Source organism: Acinetobacter sp. 3657, from assembly GCF_031456775.1.
In the GTDB taxonomy this organism is placed as follows: Bacteria; Pseudomonadota; Gammaproteobacteria; order Pseudomonadales; family Moraxellaceae; genus Acinetobacter.
This window is the reverse complement of record NZ_JAVDVH010000001.1, coordinates 129,069-146,847: the sequence shown is the minus strand read 5'-3', so window position 1 is coordinate 146,847 and position 17,779 is coordinate 129,069. Positions and strand designations below refer to the sequence as shown.

At 34.2% G+C, this 17,779-nt stretch carries 9 protein-coding genes; 1 reads left to right on the top strand and 8 read right to left on the bottom strand.

Translation table 11 applies throughout. The annotated features are described in order from the left end of the window. Positions 1-76 precede the first annotated feature (76 nt). A complete protein-coding gene (locus J2Y37_RS00700) occupies positions 77-439 on the top strand; it encodes a hypothetical protein (RefSeq protein WP_005196406.1) in 363 nt (120 codons plus the stop codon). 1,146 nt (positions 440-1,585) lie between these two features. On the opposite strand, the gene J2Y37_RS00695 is transcribed toward J2Y37_RS00700, so the two are convergent. The 8 genes from J2Y37_RS00695 to J2Y37_RS00660 all read right to left on the bottom strand — a co-directional run bounded on the left by J2Y37_RS00695 (position 1,586) and on the right by J2Y37_RS00660 (position 17,756). Further along, positions 1,586-4,795, bottom strand: coding sequence for a DEAD/DEAH box helicase (locus J2Y37_RS00695; RefSeq protein WP_349031501.1), 3,210 nt, complete (start codon positions 4,793-4,795; stop codon positions 1,586-1,588). A 17-nt stretch (positions 4,796-4,812) separates the two neighbouring features. Continuing rightward, positions 4,813-6,207 (bottom strand): EH signature domain-containing protein, encoded by a 1,395-nt coding sequence (locus tag J2Y37_RS00690; protein WP_349031500.1) that lies wholly within the window; start codon positions 6,205-6,207, stop codon positions 4,813-4,815. Between the two features lie 5 nt (positions 6,208-6,212). After that, the gene (zorB1, locus tag J2Y37_RS00685) at positions 6,213-6,944 is read right to left on the bottom strand and encodes a type I Zorya anti-phage system protein ZorB1 (protein ID WP_349031499.1); all 732 of its coding nucleotides are present in this window, start codon (positions 6,942-6,944) and stop codon (positions 6,213-6,215) included. An 18-nt stretch (positions 6,945-6,962) separates the two neighbouring features. After that, complete coding sequence (gene zorA, locus J2Y37_RS00680) at positions 6,963-9,026, bottom strand: anti-phage ZorAB system protein ZorA (protein WP_349031498.1); 2,064 nt, start codon at positions 9,024-9,026, stop codon at positions 6,963-6,965. Between the two features lie 113 nt (positions 9,027-9,139). Next, positions 9,140-9,922 (bottom strand): uracil-DNA glycosylase family protein, encoded by a 783-nt coding sequence (locus tag J2Y37_RS00675; RefSeq protein WP_349031497.1) that lies wholly within the window; start codon positions 9,920-9,922, stop codon positions 9,140-9,142. Positions 9,923-10,489: 567 nt separating this feature from the next. Then, the gene (locus J2Y37_RS00670) at positions 10,490-13,546 is read right to left on the bottom strand and encodes a type I restriction endonuclease subunit R (protein WP_349031496.1); all 3,057 of its coding nucleotides are present in this window, start codon (positions 13,544-13,546) and stop codon (positions 10,490-10,492) included. Further along, a complete protein-coding gene (locus tag J2Y37_RS00665; RefSeq protein ID WP_349031495.1) occupies positions 13,546-15,819 on the bottom strand; it encodes a DUF262 domain-containing protein in 2,274 nt (757 codons plus the stop codon). The genes J2Y37_RS00670 and J2Y37_RS00665 overlap by 1 nt, the downstream gene beginning before the upstream one ends. 5 nt (positions 15,820-15,824) lie before the next feature. Further along, on the bottom strand, positions 15,825-17,756 hold the full coding sequence (locus J2Y37_RS00660) for a DUF262 domain-containing protein (protein WP_349031494.1): 1,932 nt from the start codon (positions 17,754-17,756) through the stop codon (positions 15,825-15,827). Positions 17,757-17,779: the final 23 nt, after the last annotated feature.

Sequence of the window (17,779 nt, the reverse complement as noted above, 5' to 3'; positions counted from 1 at the left end):
AGTATGGTGATTTATCCATTCTTCTGATGTAGCCCAACCCACTGCGTCATTTAATAAAGCAACACAGGATAATTTTATGGACAAATTAATACAATGCCCTAAATGTGGTTCCACAGAAGTTGAAAAGCGCGATCATGATAAATTGCTGAGAACAACTGGTGGTGTCTTAATGACCGCGGCTGGAACTACAGCAGGCACAGTCGGGGGCGCTGCAACAGGTGCTTCTGTTGGGGCAGCCATTGGTACGGTTGCAGGTCCTTTAGGCGTGATTGTCGGTGGTACTGTTGGAACATTTGTTGGAGCGATTAGTGTAGGCATTACAGGTGGCTGGGTGGGCAATATTTTCGGAAAAAAAGCTGGGGTGATTATTGATAAGAATATTTTTCAGGATTATCTCTGCCTGAAATGCAAGTACCGTTTTAAAGAAAAGAACGAATAGAGCATCGATTGGAATTAAGCAGAAAAATCAGTTGATTAACGAACAACCCACCCTCCTATGATATTTTTAATGAAGTTCCACGCCCCTCATAATCTACACTTAATTATTGACTCACAAAATGCCCTTCAATCGTAAAAATATTTTGCAATATAATGGGCTTACAATGACCAATCACATTTAAAACTTTCAAATGCGGTCTTCCCATTTAATTCTTATTTTATTCAATCCAGAATTTTATGGGGGCTTTTATGGGGCACAATGTTGAATAAAAAAATAAGCCCTTGTAAAAACAAGGGCTTATTTAGATATTTGGCGGAAGCGGTGAGATTCGAACTCTGTAAATAACTTTTTAATAGATTCTATCTAGGTTTAATTCATTATTTATCAAATAATTAAAATCTAATAGAATCTTATAGATTTTATAATTTGTGCCAAATTTTGTGACAACGCCTTTTTAAGCAATGCTTTTTATAACAAAAATTTGTTGGTGATGATAGCAGTAGAGTCAGATAAATAACATACTGTTTTATTTAACTTTAATTATTATAAGGGTTGCAATTTATCCCATTTTGATCCATTACTCTTTTGTACATTTCTTGACTGGTTAAATTTTTTTCACAATAAATTTACCACAGAGAAAAGAGCTTTCCCCGAAAGCTAAAGAACTACTTTTCGCTCTGGTGAAAGCATTGAAGTCAAAGGGCAGAAAATGGAGTACAAAGCGGAATTAAGTACAAACACATGACCAAATGGATGCAATACATCATGCCAATTAGCGATCTGACTTTCTCTAAACACATATTATATTGCAATCTATCCAATTTATTTAAAAATGTTTTTATTATAACTTTCAATAACAATGTGATACATGCAATTACCAATTTTTGTGAGTAAGTACTTTCAAAAATAGTACTACTCAAAACATATGCTAAACGATCTAAAAAAAGATTAAAACCACGTGAAGAATTAGACCGCGTGGATGATCATTCAGGACTCTGTATAGAAGTCCGCCCATCTGGTAGTAAATTCTGGCAGTATCACTATCGTTTTCTAACTAAAGCTAATAATCATTAACTCTGCTATTTGACTATTATAATTAAAATTTACTATTAAAAATTTCTAATAAATAAAATTAATCTTCGTAATTTAATCTATTAATTGCATTAACTCTTTACCGACATCTGTTTTCGGTTTAAGCATATCATCTGCAAGCTCTCTCTTACTTTCTAAAAGTCTATCTAACTTCACCTCAAAAGTATCAAAGTCTTTAGCAGCAGATATAGTAGGATAGTAAACAAATACTTCTTTATCTTGACCAATACGATATGCACGATCAGTCGCTTGATCTTCCTTTGCTGGATTCCAACTACGTGTATAATGGATCACATGATTAGCACGTTGTATATTTACACCAAATCCTACAGCGGTAGTGGATAGAATAATAATATTAAACCCAGACTTTTCTTGAAATTTATCAATTAAGTTTTGTCTGGTTAACTCTTTCTTGCTACTGGTATTAGAATCACCATTTACCGTTGTAATATTTAATCCAAAGCGCTCCATTAGAATTCTCTTTAGAAAAACTTGTATATCTCTAAATTCAGTAAATATTATTACTTTTTCATTTTTTTGTTTTATTGATTCTAATGTTTCAAACAACCAATCTACTTTTGGAGAATCTTTTAAACCTGCAGTTGGGTAAAAGTGTAAAGGATGAGCACATATCATCCTCATACTATGTAAAGAACTTAACATTGCTCCCTGATTACCTTCAGCAGTCAACTTTTTGAATCGGTTGACTACATCAATATACAATTCTCTCTGCAATATACTAATTGGGATATCTTTACAGCTATTGATCTCAACTTTAGCAGGTAAATCTGCGACATCATGTTTCATTCTCCTTAGGACTTGAGGAGCAATGATTTCACGCAGTTTTATAAGTGCCGTTTCATCACTTCCATCTACGTTTTCTATAGGTTTGCGATATACTTTTCCAAACTCATTAAGTGGGCCTAACAAGTTTTCTTGTATAAAATCAAAGAGACACCAAAGATCAGTTAAAGAATTTTCAACGGGAGTACCCGTACATGCTATTTTAAAATCTGCCTTCTGAGCTTTAGCCGCTTTCGTTACCATAGCTGTTGGCACTTTAATTTTTTGTGCTTCATCACATATCATAATGCTCCAGTCTTCTCTTGCCAAAGAGAACTCAAGGTCACGCATTGTCTCGTATGTTGTTAGAACAATATCTGCTTCACCACGCCAATCTTCCTCTAAAAGATTTGTAATACCATGATTTTCTCTAAGCTGTGCTGAAATTAGATGTTTAGGAATTTTTCTTTCCTTTAATTTATCACCGTATAAACTTAATATTTTTGGAAATCTATTACTAAAAAATCGACTAGCTTCAGCTTCCCAATTTTCTAATAATGAAACTGGAGCGACTACCAATACGGGTTTCCTAACTTCAGCATTTTCTAGATATTCACCAATAAAACATAATAATTGAAGTGTTTTACCTAACCCCATGTCATCTGCTAATAAACATCCACTTACCTGTTCTGGGGCATACTTATGTAAATTCTGTAACCATGCTACTCCATATGCTTGATGCCGCTTTAAACTAAATTCACTGTTTCTAAAACTTGTCGGCAACCTTGCTGATGGAGAATTATGTTCATCAAAAATTAATAGATTGGATCGTTGTTTTGTAAATTCAGCCTCATCAATATTGTTCGCAATTAACAAGGTATCCTTTTTTTTCTTAGGTTGTGTAGTTTCCTGTTCTTCCAACCTTTCATCTTGATCTTTACTTTTTGATGTACGTAGTTGATTTAATAGAGTCCGAGCATGCTCGAGAGATAATTTTGTATCCGTATTTGGTACTATAATTTCATTTAAATTACTTTGTTCTGCGTGTCTAATACTTTTTTCTAGTTGTTCTATATCTTGCTCTAAATTTTTATCTTGCAACTGCTGCTCCAAATCCATTAAATGTTGTGGTAACCATTCTGATTCACCACTATCTCTTTTAATAAATTCAGAGTTAAGTTTTTCTGCTTCTCCAATACCAATTACACGGCCACTGTAATTAGATAAATCTAGCACTTGTTTTGTTTGAAGCTCATCTTCATATTGCTTTATTACATTTAGATCATTTTTTAAATCTTGAATTTGATGATCTAAATAATTATTTCGTTCTATTTCATATCCAGCCCACAAAAAAAATGGAGATTTTTTCTCATAAGCTTCAATAAAATATAAAGTCTGATCTAAATTATGTAGCTCCAATAGAATAGGATTCTGTTCTCTTTCAGAGTTTTCATAAAGCTCTAATTTTGCTGATATGTAATGCTTTAACTCATCATATTTTTTTTCTATTTGTAATGTATAAGTATAAATTTCTGCTTCCTGCTTTGAAGTTTCAAAACTTTCAGGTGAAATAACATCAACAGCATCATCACCTAATTGAGCAAATGGATTATGTAAAAATGCCTGAGCTCTTTCGCCCGAAACACGTCTACTTGGCATTTTTTTTATTTCAGTCAGTACTTGCTTTACTGTAGAAGGAATTACAACGTGTGCAATACCACCATCGGGTAGACTGATACTGTATTGATCCTGAACATGATTATATTGATCAAATGTATTTAACCAATTAGATGGAGCTTCATCAAATGTAGGTTGGATCTCAACAACAGATTCTTGGCTTATTAAATTTTTACGAAGATTTAATTGTAATTTCTCAGGTGCAAGAACTACCGTCTTTCTTAAAAATTCATCTAAATTTGCATTCGCTTTGTGTGCTAAATTTCGAATCTTAGCCCAATATTTCTGATTTAACTCTTTATCTTTATTTTCTAATCTTGAAAACTCTTTTAATTGTTCAATAAGCCTAAAACTCTGTTCATTTAATAGATACTCTACTCCATCTATTATTAAAATACTCCCTTTACGCTGAAGAATATTTTTAATCTTAACATTATTTTCATTTAACCAGCCGTCTAGAATGATTTTAAAATTCGAATCACTTAAACCACCTTCGCTTTTAATCACTGGCCGGAAAGAAGTTTGTTTTGGCAGGTTAAGCAAACTAATAACATTTTTATGCTCTTCATCCTGTAGAATTTGAAAGAGCTCTTCCCAAGGAAGTACGTAGTGCCCATCTACCAGATAAGCTAACTCCTCTTCTTCAAGACTTTGCCAATAGAAATCTGCATCTGTTTTAGCATTTTGTGAGCTTGAAAAAGTAATACCAAGCTCGTTATAACTGAAGAGCTTTGAAATATGTTTCAACTCATCATCTTTTACAATATCAGTATTTTTCTTTCTTTTCCAAAATGCTAATTTCATAAAATACTCTTACATAATTATCTATAAGTCGAAGTACGGGAAGATTTTTCTAAAGATTTAGCAAAAATCCCTCTTTTTGCTAAGCTCTCATCAAATCTTTTTTGCCAACCATTAGTATGAATCAAACGTTCAATATGATCTGCTCTTAACTCAAAAATAGAGACACGTCGTTTATTATCTTTATAAGGTAATTTCGGAGATATAAAACAAGCATTTCCAGTATCAGAAAAATCGATAATATATAAGTTACCAATTTTTAACATAAAAGCATTGTTAGATGAAGTTGAATCTACTAAATCCTTCAAACGTCCTCTATTTAAATCACGAAATTTTTTATGCTGTGGTTGTACTGATTGTAATGCACTTGGCCCTAAGAAAATTTGAGAAAATGAAATCTGATCGATAAATTTGATCCAATAATCGAAACGATTTACATCTGCTGAGGAACTAAATAATTTAAAAAAAGCTTCTAGGTCAGCTCGTACAAACCATTGAATGACCATTTTTTTTGTATCTATATTTACATTATTCCAGCCAGCAGAAGAATCATATTGTGGATTTCCCCACTGATTTAAAGCTAAATGCTTTAAATCTTCATGCACTGCTCCTCTTTTTGCAGTTCTGGCATATCTTTCTAATAAAGCTACAAGAATGTTAGTGGTATACAAAACATTATGTTCAGCTAATTTTAAGAAGCGAGGAATAACTCTTAAATACTCATCTTCACCCATTACTTTGACAGCTTGAATAGAGTTTTTAATTAAATCATCCCAAAACCAGCTATTAGCGGCTATTTTTAAACTTTCTAGATCACTTTGAATCCCAGTTGCATCTTGATCATGTATAAATCTATTTACAAATGCTTTAGTAGGGGATTCTGATAAGAGTTCGGAATAATCAACAAGTGTATTCATCCATTTTTTTGGTCGCTTTAAATCCTTATAAACGCTTGATCTGTGTGTTTTCAGTATTTCTCTTAACTGAACCCAAATTGCTGGCTTTTCTTTTATATCATTGTCTTCTAGAGCAAAATAGCTATATAACAACGGAAAATACACCAATCCTATAAGATTAATTTCCGCTTGTTGAAAATGATGAATAATCCTTTTACCTATTTCACTAAAAAGTAGTTTTTCATTTGTATCAGGTACAATCTTGCTTAAAGCCCAAGCTAAATTTTTCCAATCTCTGCGTGTAAATTGCTCAAAACCTGAGTGCTCTAATTTAGAAATTGTTCTAAAGATTTTTTCATCTAAAGGAATTGCATTCTCCAAATCATCAAATTTTTGTTCAAGAATGTGAAGTGTTCTAATTAGTCGCTGAGGTTTTAGAAATTTTGAATGTATATATTGTTCATTATAAGAATCGCTGAGCTTTTGTTCTAAGCGTAGTTTTAAATTTTCAATACTCACACTCATTACCTCGCTAATTGGCATGTTTCAATAGGAGCTGAAACAAAATGAGGTTGAGGTTCAGAGGACTCCTTCTCTTTTAAGCCATAAAATTGCATTCTTAGCTCTACTCGACGTGAAGCTTCTTTACTATCTTTAGCTGAATTAAAAGACACACCACCAGCAAGAAATAGTTGTTTCACTTGATTTTTTTGTTGTTCAGTTAAAGATAGTCCTGAACTAAATTTGGGATCAAGTAAACTGCACATAACCCACTCCGAACGACGTAAGCTCAGATTTAAGTTATATAAATACGAACCATCTGTATCTGTAAAGCCTTCAATTACAATTTGCTTAAACCACTTTTCACCTTGTGGGTTATTCGCCTCGTCAAGAATAATCGGCACAATTGTATTGAGTCGATTTTGACCAACTTCATTTAACCGATAATCATTATGTGAAAAACGTCCAGCCTCGCCAAAATTTATTCGATTATTTTTGCAATCAACTTCAATTCCTGCGTCTTTCAACTTCGCACTATGCTTAATACTCTGGCAAATATTTAAAATTTCTGCACTTCGTTGATCTTCAGCTTGAGTAGCTTCATTAATTTTTTTCGTCACAATCATCAGCGATACAGCCATAACCACGAGAAAAAGAGTCATTAGGGCTGTCATTAAATCTGCAAATGAAATCCAGAATGGTTTTTCAGCTTCATCTTTATGTCGTGCCTTTTTAGAGTACCGATTACCCAACATACTTCATGTACTCCAAATTTAGCTTTTCTTCTGTCTAACGAGATCCTCTAGCTCCTCGACGAAGCTACCCAATCCTTCAACCCCACTCGAAAGGCGCTTAACAGCTTGATCAAGCGTATTATCATAAATCCCTAGCGAATGATTAAGACTCGTTTCGACAGAAGCCCCAAAACTTTCGAAACTTTTAAATAGTACACCACTAACTTGTTCAAGATAGTCCTGTATCTCTTTTTTCACTTGATTTAATGCGGTTGTCATTTGACTCATATCATCTAGCATTTTCGTACTCATGCCAGCTTCAGATTGCGCTTGTTGAATTAGACCTTCAAGAGCCCCTATTGCTTTATTAACAGCATCCTGTGAGTTCTTATAATCACTTAATAAAGAAAGAAGATTATTGCTTGCACTAGTTAAATGAGTAGAAGTAGCTGTTACTTCTGAGATAAGCTGTGACGTCTTATCCGTAACGCTAATCAATGAAATTCCTGCACTATTAAATTGTTCTGAAGCGAGACGCATTTTTTCTGCACCACTGTTCATCCCTGTAATACTTTCAGTAGTCACATGTGTCAGTTTTTGAATATTATCTTTATATGCATCAACAGCATTTTGACTATGTACAATTAATTCTTTGATCTCTGAGCCCAAATCATTAATTAAAGTTGATGACTGGTCATGTAGTTTTTGCTGATTATCTGCAATGACTTGATCTTGTTGTATACGTTGTTTAGCAATATCAGCCATCACATTGGCCATTGTTCCGCCCATATGCTCAATAAGTTCTGAAACCTTACCATTTAATTGATCTATTGCATGTTGACCTTGTTCGCCAATTTTTTCAGCCCCTTTCGTTAAATGATCTACCATTGAATTCATTTGCTCAGCCATTGCATTTTGTTTTGACTGAATATCTTCAATCATTTTGTTCATCTGAGTTTCTAAATTTTTTGTACTACTTTCACTAGTTACTTTCATATCTGTAAGTAACTGAGTAAAACCTAGTTGCATTTCTTTCATGGCAGATACCGATCGAGTCATCATTTCACTCATACCAGTCATTTGAGAACCGAATGTGGATTCTAACTTTGTCATGAAAGCTGTAAGCACATCTGTCATTAATTCCTGAACGGCAGAGCTTTGATCACCACTCACCTGCTGGACACTGGAAGCAATTTTTTCTAATGGGGCTTGTAAATGATCCGAAATAGATTGACCTATCTGATCTGCCATCTCTTTACTTGTCTTGCTATAACTTTCCGTTAATTGAGCAGTAAACGCTAGTTGATTTTTCTTATTTTCATCAATTAGATTAGTCATCATAGTTTTTAAATCATTAACTAGGCTATCTTTTAATTGACGAGCATTAGTTTCATTTGCTTGTGATGATTTTAGTAATTGAGATAAGTATTCCTCACTTGTTTCATCAGGTTCAAACTTTAAATCTATCACAGTCGTTAGCTGTTCCAATTTCTCATAGCACTCTCTTAACCAAAACTTCTCTTTCCATGTAATGAGCATAGCTATCAAAATTGCTAATCCAGAAGCCATGAATGCTTCACCTACCCCACCTAACAGTAGAGCAAGACTACTTTGTACCTTCGCAGGATCGCCAGCAGGATCAAATGCGAGTAAACCGAATAAAAGACCTAAAAATGTTGCAATAATACCTACACCAGTAATAATTCCTGGAATATGTTTATAAAAATCAACTTTTAGTGGTGTATCAATAATTGCTATTTGAGAAAAAAACATGTCACTTGAGACCGTTGACCTCGATGAAATTATCTGAAACTCACCATCAACTTCTTCTCTAATATCATGTAAAGAGTTTTTATAATTTTCCCACGCATGTTTAAGAGTAGGATTCGCTGACAAAAGACTGTTTAGTGAATTTTTACTTTCTTGAAAATTCACTCCTTCATCGACATTTTTAATAATATCATCAAGCTCTTTAGCTAAGCGTTTGGCTGGAGTCCAGTATTCTTTAACAAAGAAAAACATCACTACAGAAACGAAAATTGCCATTGCTATTGGAATGACATAAAAACCCTGTAAAAACTCTGCAATAGCTAAAAAACTCACTACAAACCCCATAATATTTTTATAAATAACAATTAGAAAATTATATCAAATAAATCACTCTCCATATATCTTCTTCATTCTATCTAATAGGAAGAAAATATATTTTGTAAAAACTAATTAAAGTTTAACGATAACTTTTCTAAAATTTTTACTTTAGCTTGATCAAGCAAATCTGGATTTGTTTTAATACTTAGGGATTCTCTAGCTTTATTTCCTAAGAAATACGCAATTCTTTCTGCATTGGCACCTGAGGGATGTGGCAATCCAAATAAAACTTGGTGATCTTCTAATGATCCTTGTTGAATTAAATATTCAAAAACTTGGCTAACTTTAGGACCAAGAGGAATATAAATTGCTTTCGGCAATTGGCGAATTTCTTCCATTAAATAAGCATCAATCATTTCATTTAATAATGGGTGTTTAAGCATATTAGGTGTTGATCCACTATAGTCTTTACCATTAATAAATACGGGGTACTTTAATACAGAAGTTGTATGCACCAAATGTGCATCTTTATCAAAAAGACCTGCAGTACTTGAGATGCCCAGCTTTTCATGTAAGCCAATATAATCTAATAACTTGATCAAATTGTTGCGTAGTGTTCCACTAAACGCAGCTACATTCTTAGCAACTCTAAGTACTTCTTCTTCACTCAAACCTTTTTCCAAAGAGTTCTGAACCGAACACAAAGCATTAAATAATTGAGTCTTTCCTGGAGTTATACCAACCAATACAACCTTTGCATTCTTCGTAATATAATCAAATGGAATATAGTAACAACTAAGACTTCCATCCTGTTTAATTCTCAATGGCTCTAAATTTACTAAGTCTTTACTCATGCCAACTTTTAATTTTTTAATGGCTGTAACCATACTTGAGTATGACGTTGTGCCCATATTTCCCCTCTATGAGTCAGTTTGTATGAATAGTGAAGAAGCTATATTACTATCTGTATTATAAGTAGTTATAATATTTCTATCATCTGCTACAATATTTTCTGAGATGGTGGCAGTTTAACTCACACTAAATGGTAAATTAAGACAAAAGTTTATTGAGATTTTTTTATTCAGTTTTGATCCATCTTTTACCCAACCAAAATTTCTGACACGCAAGAGTACGCTTACAATCTTTGACTAGATTTCTCTGATCTAGAAATAAATCTTTTTACGATATTTCAGATATCCAATAGCAAACAACACAAATGTACCCAGTATCAAATACCGATTCACTATTTTCCCGCGAATTTTAGCATAAAAATTCACAATGAATTGATCCAGAAAAGGTGTCATCTGCGTCACACTACGTGTCTCAAAATAATGACCTAGTTGATAATTGAGCCAGACAAGAACACCAATACAAAATAAGAAAAAGATACAAGGAAGTACCCAAACCTTTGGATAACGATCCATAATCATCAGGAATGTATAAAACTCCCCTTGTATCCAACTCCACATATATTGTCCTTATCGCATAACACCCTGTTGTAGGCTATATTTCCATGACATTCTAAAAGCAGTATCTTTTGAATATTGCTTATACATATCCATATCAACCTTTCTTTGACGCAACATGACTTCATTCATGATCTTATCAAAGGCTAAATCTTTGGTATGTGGATCAGGGTTATTTAAGTACTTGCTCTCAAAATCAGAATGTTCCTTGATTTGTTTTAATATATTCACAAACTTCACTTTTTGCTCTTCAGGAGTTGCGGCCCAACTACCAAACCAACGTTCATTAAATGTTTTAATAATTTCATCTAATGGGTCTTCTTCCGTTTCACCACCATGAGCCCCACGTGGATTAGGATTTGTCGGATCGAGAACCGTTTCTTCGGCATCTAATTCAATCTGTTCATTGAGTTTTTTACGTTGTAATCCATATGAATTTAAATCCACTGAGTTTAATAACTCATCCAATGCATCTGCTTCAGGGTCTTCGATTTTAAGTTTCGGAATCAAAAATTTTAAGAACCAATACAACTTTTCCCAAGCTGGAACTTCATATGGTAAAATTGATGCCATCTGACCATAAATCTTCACAAACTGCTTTGCTTTGATTTTGAAATCTGCTTTGTCCCCAGCAGTCAATTCTAAGTCAAAACGTGCAACGGCGATATCAATAATCGGACTCAGTTTTTCTGCATCTACTGAATCAAAGTATTTTGTGGCAAATTCTTCCACTTCCGATACCTCATATACCCCAACACCATCTAACTCACTTTTTAGTTCGTTGAGTACATTGATATCAGTAGCTTGTGATAATGTAGTCGAAGTATAGAAACGATCAAATGATTGTTTGATATCTTCTATTTCATTGAAGAAATCTAGTACAAATAAATCTTCAGTTCGCTTACCTAATTTAGGTGCTGAACGATTTAACCGAGAGAGTGCTTGAACACACAGCACGTCAGCCAGTTTTTTATCAACATACATCGTGCAAAGCTTCGGTTGATCGAAACCAGTTAGATATTTATTGGCAACAATCAATAACCGATATTGATCTTCATTCACCCCAGCAGGCTTTTTCTCACCAATATAGCTGCGATCGAACATATCTTTGGTGTCATTATCAGAGAAATCGTTGAGAATGGCTTCCGTATATTCAATCCCATCGACTTTCTTCTCTCCAGAGAATGCAACGATTGCTTTAAATGGATAACCTGCTTGCTCTAAGAGTCGGTCAATCGCTTTATAATATCGGATCGCAGACTCAATATTTTGAGTCACAATCATCCCTTTTGCTTTACCTTTTAACTTCTTGGTATTTACAACATGCTGGATGAAATGATCAAGCATCACTTCAGCTTTGATATCGATCGTCTGCTGTGTTTTCTCTACATAACTTCTTAATGTTTTCTGCGCTTTTTTCGTATCAAATAACGGATTAGCTAAAATCGATTTTTCAATTTCATAGAAGCTCTTGTAGGTCGTATAGTTCGACAAGACATCTAGAATAAATCCTTCTTCAATCGCCTGTTTCATCGAATACAGATCAAAAGGTTTAAAAGAACCATCAGCTTGCTTTTCACCAAACTTTTCTAAAGTCGTATTCTTTGGTGTTGCAGTAAAGGCAAAATAGGATGCATTGCCTTTCATCTTACGTGCCAACATCGCACTTAGAATTTTGTCTTGAACATCGACACCATCAACGTCTTCGTTAGCCTTGCCCATAACTTCATTCATTTTGTCATGTGCAACACCTGATTGAGAACTATGTGCCTCATCAATGATCACAGCAAAACGTTTATCACTTAAGTCTGCAATTCCATCAATAATGAACGGGAATTTTTGGATTGTAGTAATAATAATTTTTTTGCCATTTTCTAAAGCAGATTTCAATTCTGAGGACTTATGAGCATGCGTCATAATATTTTTAACCTCAGAAAACTCCTTGATGTTCTCTTTAAGCTGTTTATCAAGAATACGGCGATCCGTCACCACAATCACTGAATCAAATAATGGATGTTCTAGCCCTCTGCTTCCTGCAATGTCATTTTCTGCTGGATAAGCTTCTATCAACTGAAATGCCGCCCATGTAATCGAATTCGATTTACCTGAACCTGCGGAATGCTGAATGAGATAAGTTTGACCAACCCCATTAGTTGAAACATCATGAATAAGACGGCGCACTACGCTGAGCTGATGATAACGAGGGAAATAGAGATTCCTTTTATCTAATAAGGTTTTCTCATCACCATCTAGTCGTACGAAGTGCTGAATGATATTTGCCAGACTTTCTTTAGAAAGTAGCTCTTTCCAAAGGTATGCCGTTTTATGCCCCTCTGCATTTGGCGGATTTCCTGCACCTGCATTATGACCTTTGTTAAAAGGCAAGAAGAAGGTATTCGCGCCTGCTAGCTTCGTTGTCATATAGACTTCATCGGTATCTACAGCCATATGCACGATACAGCGTGCAAAGCTCAGTAATGGCTGTGTGATATCTCGATCTTGTTTATATTGCTTCTGCCCATGATGACGAGCATTCTGCCCAGTCCATTCATTCTTTAATTCAAAGGTAATGATTGGAATACCATTTACAAACACCACCATATCAATTTCTTGTAATGGATTGGCTTTTGAATAGCGTAATTGGCGAGTCACGCTGAAAATGTTCTGCTTGAATCGATCTTTGATCTTTTGTGAACTGCTTGCCAACGGCGCAGGGTACATCAACTGAAAATGTGCTTGATCGACAGCGAGACCTTTTTTAAGTAGATGAACCACCCCATGCTTACGGATCATTCGATCAAAGCGTTCGTAGATTTTTCTTTGCCAATCATGTGGGTTAAATTTCTGAATCTTTGCCAGTTCATCCGATTGCGTTTGCTCTAAAAACTGCCAGAAATATTGAGTATCTAAGGCGTAAAGCATGTCGAAATTTGCAGGTGAACCTGATACAAAGCCATGATGAGGTAGAGCAATGTCGGTTAAACCTGCTTTAATATTTTCAAGGCATGTTCCAGTCAGTGCCTTTTCAATTGCCATTTCTAAAGCACGTTCATTGGTTAAACTGACCATTAGGCAACCTCTTCTCTTTCTGGGTATTTAATTTCATCTAGTACTTGTTGTTGTGCTTTGATGATATTTTTAAACTCTTGCATTTCTTCATTTGAAGCTAATCTAGAAACTTCACCAGCTTCTAAATTTTGCTCAATGATTTCATTGATAAATTTACCGTTCTTAAACGTAATTCGAAGCCTATTTTGAACTTTTAAACTTGGCATGATCTCTCTGCTAGAAACAGATAAATAATCGAGGTCTGTGCCTGTTAAACCGTATTCTGCTGTCTGCAAGGTGTGATATAAAACATAACTTCTTAGCTCCGCATGTGTCCCACTAAGCTTTGACTTTTTGAGTAAAAAGATAAGATCATCACTTTCCTTTCTAATCTGCGCATCAGAACAATACTTAAAAATATTTGCATCAAGAATAAAATATTTTCTCCAATCATAGATTTGAGCTAAATTTTGATTCCTAATGGCATTCAGTTTTTCAAAGCTAACATCCCCTTCTAACATATCTAATAAGATTTTAAGCTGAGGGGATTTATTATTTTCAGAGACTCTATTGTGATCAAATACAGCTCGCCAATTTTCTGCTCTATCACGATATGAGTTATAGGTAGCCGAACAAAAACTTAAATTTCTTCCGCGTTTAACGAAATAGTTGTTTAAGCTGTTACCTAAGCGTAATAATGACTGATGTAGTCGATATTTCTTGTCTTTGATAAATTCATCGTCAAATAATTTTTTTGCAGTTTCAGCGTAATAAGTAAACTTGTCCATAAAGATAATCTGATCATCTGTCTTTGCATAATCAAGTAAAAAATCAACGCGACCGTAAAAATAGTTATGCTCTTCATATTTCTTTAATAATTCTTTCCAAGCTGTATCTTGAAGTATGAGTTTGGCTTTTTCAATCTCATGTTCAATATGTGATTTCTCAAAAGCAGTTTTACTACAAAGCTCTATAATGTTCTGATATTGGTGCAAAGTACTAATTTTGTCGAGGACATTGTCATGACCAATATAAATTGCTAATTGTTCTAGTGCTTCGAGTACTGAAAGCATCAACTTTTCAGAGTTGTAGTAACCCTTAGCATTTTTTACCAACCAGCCACTGATTCTGTTCCAATCCTCAAATTGATCAATATTTTGAATATACTTAGTAAAATAATAAGTGGTTGCGAAGTTCGCTTGCTCTTCATAGGAAGGCTTATCTTTACTTAATATTTCGAAGATCTTGTGTTGTTTTTGATGTGCTACAGCAAAATCTAACAGCGCTGTTAAGTTATCAATCGTATTGTTGACATCATTTGAGAATAAATCTATATATTCAGTTTGCGAAATAAATAAATTAAGTCTCAAACGACTCACTAAACTTTCTATATCTTTTTCATTCGTATAATCAGAATTTTGATTTTTGAATAAATATTTTTGATGCTCACATAGCAAACAGATTTTAAAGAAATGAATAAAACTCGCATCAAAAGATTTATTCCAGTCTTTACTAGCAGTCCAAATTAAATCGGTCCACTTTGTGTCAATACTCTGAAAAAAATGATTTGCTTTGCTTGTCTCAATTTTATTTTCAAGAAAACCCTGAAGCCATGCTTTAAAGTTTTCGAATTCTGTTAGTTGAACCCCCCTGGCATTCATTTTGATATATAGCTCATCGGTTAATGAAAACTCATTCATTGGTAGCAGATAAAAATTCAGAACTGAATGACTACTCAAACTCACCCATAATTTCTCAAGCTCATCCGCCGTCTTTGACCCTAGTAATGAATCCAACTCATCTAACATCGTTAAGATTGAAATAATGGTTGGATCTTTACGCCATACTGCTAAAAACCACGCTTCGTTTTCAATCGCCACGGAAGGCTTACCGATCCATTTCATTTCGACTAACTTCTCAACCAATTGAGAAATGAAAAGCTTAGAACTTGTACGCGTTTGATAACTGAATTTCTGTAATTGTTCTTTGATTAAATCAATTTCATTTATATTTGCTTTATTTTTATTCACAAGATAACAATGTAAAAGGAACAAAGTCGTCAGACGTTGTTGCCCATCTAACAATTCAAGTGTTTTTTGATTTAAAGCCCCATAGACAAAATCAAGTTCAAGCTCTTGATTTTCAGTCAAACTTTGTACTAAGGCTTGCAAAAATGCTTTACGGATTTGAGTAATCTTTGGATCATTCTTTCGACCCTGTGCGTAATCACGCTGAATTGTAGGAATAACAATATGATATTGTTCCAATGCTTTCCACAATGTCAATTTAGCCATTTTGATCACCCCTCATTTTCATCGTGAAATTCAATACCATATTGTTTAAAGCAGTCTAACAATGCTTTTTTATAGTTTTTCCTATCCGCTATATCCCACTTCAGCATGTGGTTTGCATCGTCACTAAAATATTTAGAGAAGACCTGTTGTGATGCCAAAGGAATAAAGTTCGCTGTGTTAGTTTTAGCTAATTCATATAGCTCTTTTTCTGCTTGTAAAACCTTCTTTCTTTTAATAAAAAACGGATCATTCCCTATAGAGCGATTATCGCTTTCTGGTAAAAGGCATAAATTATCAAGTGTTTGAATATTTTCAGAGAAACTGCCGATCAGCGTTTCTAAAATTTCATTATATTGATTATACAAATACTCTCTTTGCATAGAGTCTGTGATTGTCTCATATTGGCTTAATATATCTCCAAGCTTTTGTTTCAAAACACTATCTGCTATTTCTCCCAATAGTGCCTTTTGCTCAGATACCCAAACCTTGATTTGATCATCCTTGCTAGACAACTCCTCACTTTTTTGGGCATGGATATGCTCAATATCCCACTTTACTTGGTTATAGCGTTTAAATGAAAAGCGCGTGTTGTGTCGCTCATATCTAAAAATATTAAATAATAAGAGTATCGATTTAATTTTTGGCCGACATGTTTTTAAAGCATCTTCATCATAGAAGACATGATCAAAATCTAATTCTTTGGCATTTTTGTCTTTCTTGAAAAGATTACTTAATTCAAGTTGGATAAAGTTTTTTAGCTTCGCTTCAAATTCATCTCGTTTACAGCCTTGTGCAACAACTAACCAAATCTCTTGGATTGTTTTATATTTCTGACCGATTAGATATCCAATCAAATGATATAAACGATCATTTTCATACCACTCATTTAAATACTGAAATCCTGAGAGAACCTTTAACCACTCTTTTTCGATTAGATCCTTCACATCATGAGTTTTTTTAAACTCATTTGCGTAATGGATAAAAGTTTGATGATCCACTTTCAGTTTTAACGCTTTTTTATCAGTCGATTTATCCACAATAAGATCAAAAATAAGTTCAATACGCGTGTGTTTATTGGTTTGTTGTGCTGGACTCAAGAATGCCCAAAATTCATCATTTTGTAGCGCTTGCTCTATAGCATCCCATTGATTCGCCATTTCAGTTTGTTTCTGAACTGCAAGATGATCATTCCCATAAGCTTTCGCAATTTTTTGTAAGAATAATGCTTTAATCAACTCTGCATCGGTGAGTGGAATCTTCCCCTGATTCAGTCGGCTAAAGATTTCAATAGATTGCTTTTTTGAATCTTGATCCCGATCTACACGTACAGCGTACCAAATGACTTTTGTATGATGCAGAAGCTTATTTTTCCAATGTTGTCTGTTAAATTCTGAACCCTTTTCTTCAAACCATTTTTTTACAGCTTGATAAGCCGTATAGAAGTAATAAGCATCAATCGTTGATAGGTTATTTTCAGTGAGTCCAGTTAAGTTATTTAAATGCTCTGTACTAGATTCTCTAGTCTCATAACGAAGAGAGAAATATGGTTCATTGGTTAAGTAATTCAAAATAATAAAAATTGTGGTCATCCGTTGCTGACCGTCAATGAGTTCCCAATAGTATTGGGTCCCCTCGGTCTTTCTTTTTACAACTACAGGTTGCAAGCAATAGAAATCACTTTCTTGCTGTGGTTCAAACTCATCAATGTCATCCAGCAATTCCGTAACCTGTTGTTCCTTCCATTTATAGCCTCGTTGATAACTATCAACAAAAAAATGAGCCTTCTGTAATTCACTGATGGTTTTCAATTCCAATGAGTTTTCTTTTTGTTCTAAATGAGAGATAAGTTTGCCTAGTCGATCATCTGCTATTTCAGATAAGTCCGGCTTATCCTCTAAAAGTTGGCTAATCTGTGCCAATAAATTTGCTGTATTCACCCTATACCCCCATTTTTAAATCT

What these genes read in the sequence shown, in the direction of transcription:
- J2Y37_RS00700 (WP_005196406.1), top strand. Translation starts at nt 77, where the DNA reads ATGGACAAATTAATACAATGCCCTAAATGTGGTTCCACAGAAGTTGAA.
- J2Y37_RS00665 (WP_349031495.1), bottom strand. Translation starts at nt 15,819, where the DNA reads ATGGCTAAATTGACATTGTGGAAAGCATTGGAACAATATCATATTGTT.
- zorB1 (WP_349031499.1), bottom strand. Translation starts at nt 6,944, where the DNA reads ATGTTGGGTAATCGGTACTCTAAAAAGGCACGACATAAAGATGAAGCT.
- J2Y37_RS00695 (WP_349031501.1), bottom strand. Translation starts at nt 4,795, where the DNA reads ATGAAATTAGCATTTTGGAAAAGAAAGAAAAATACTGATATTGTAAAA.
- J2Y37_RS00670 (WP_349031496.1), bottom strand. Translation starts at nt 13,546, where the DNA reads ATGGTCAGTTTAACCAATGAACGTGCTTTAGAAATGGCAATTGAAAAG.
- J2Y37_RS00675 (WP_349031497.1), bottom strand. Translation starts at nt 9,922, where the DNA reads ATGGGCACAACGTCATACTCAAGTATGGTTACAGCCATTAAAAAATTA.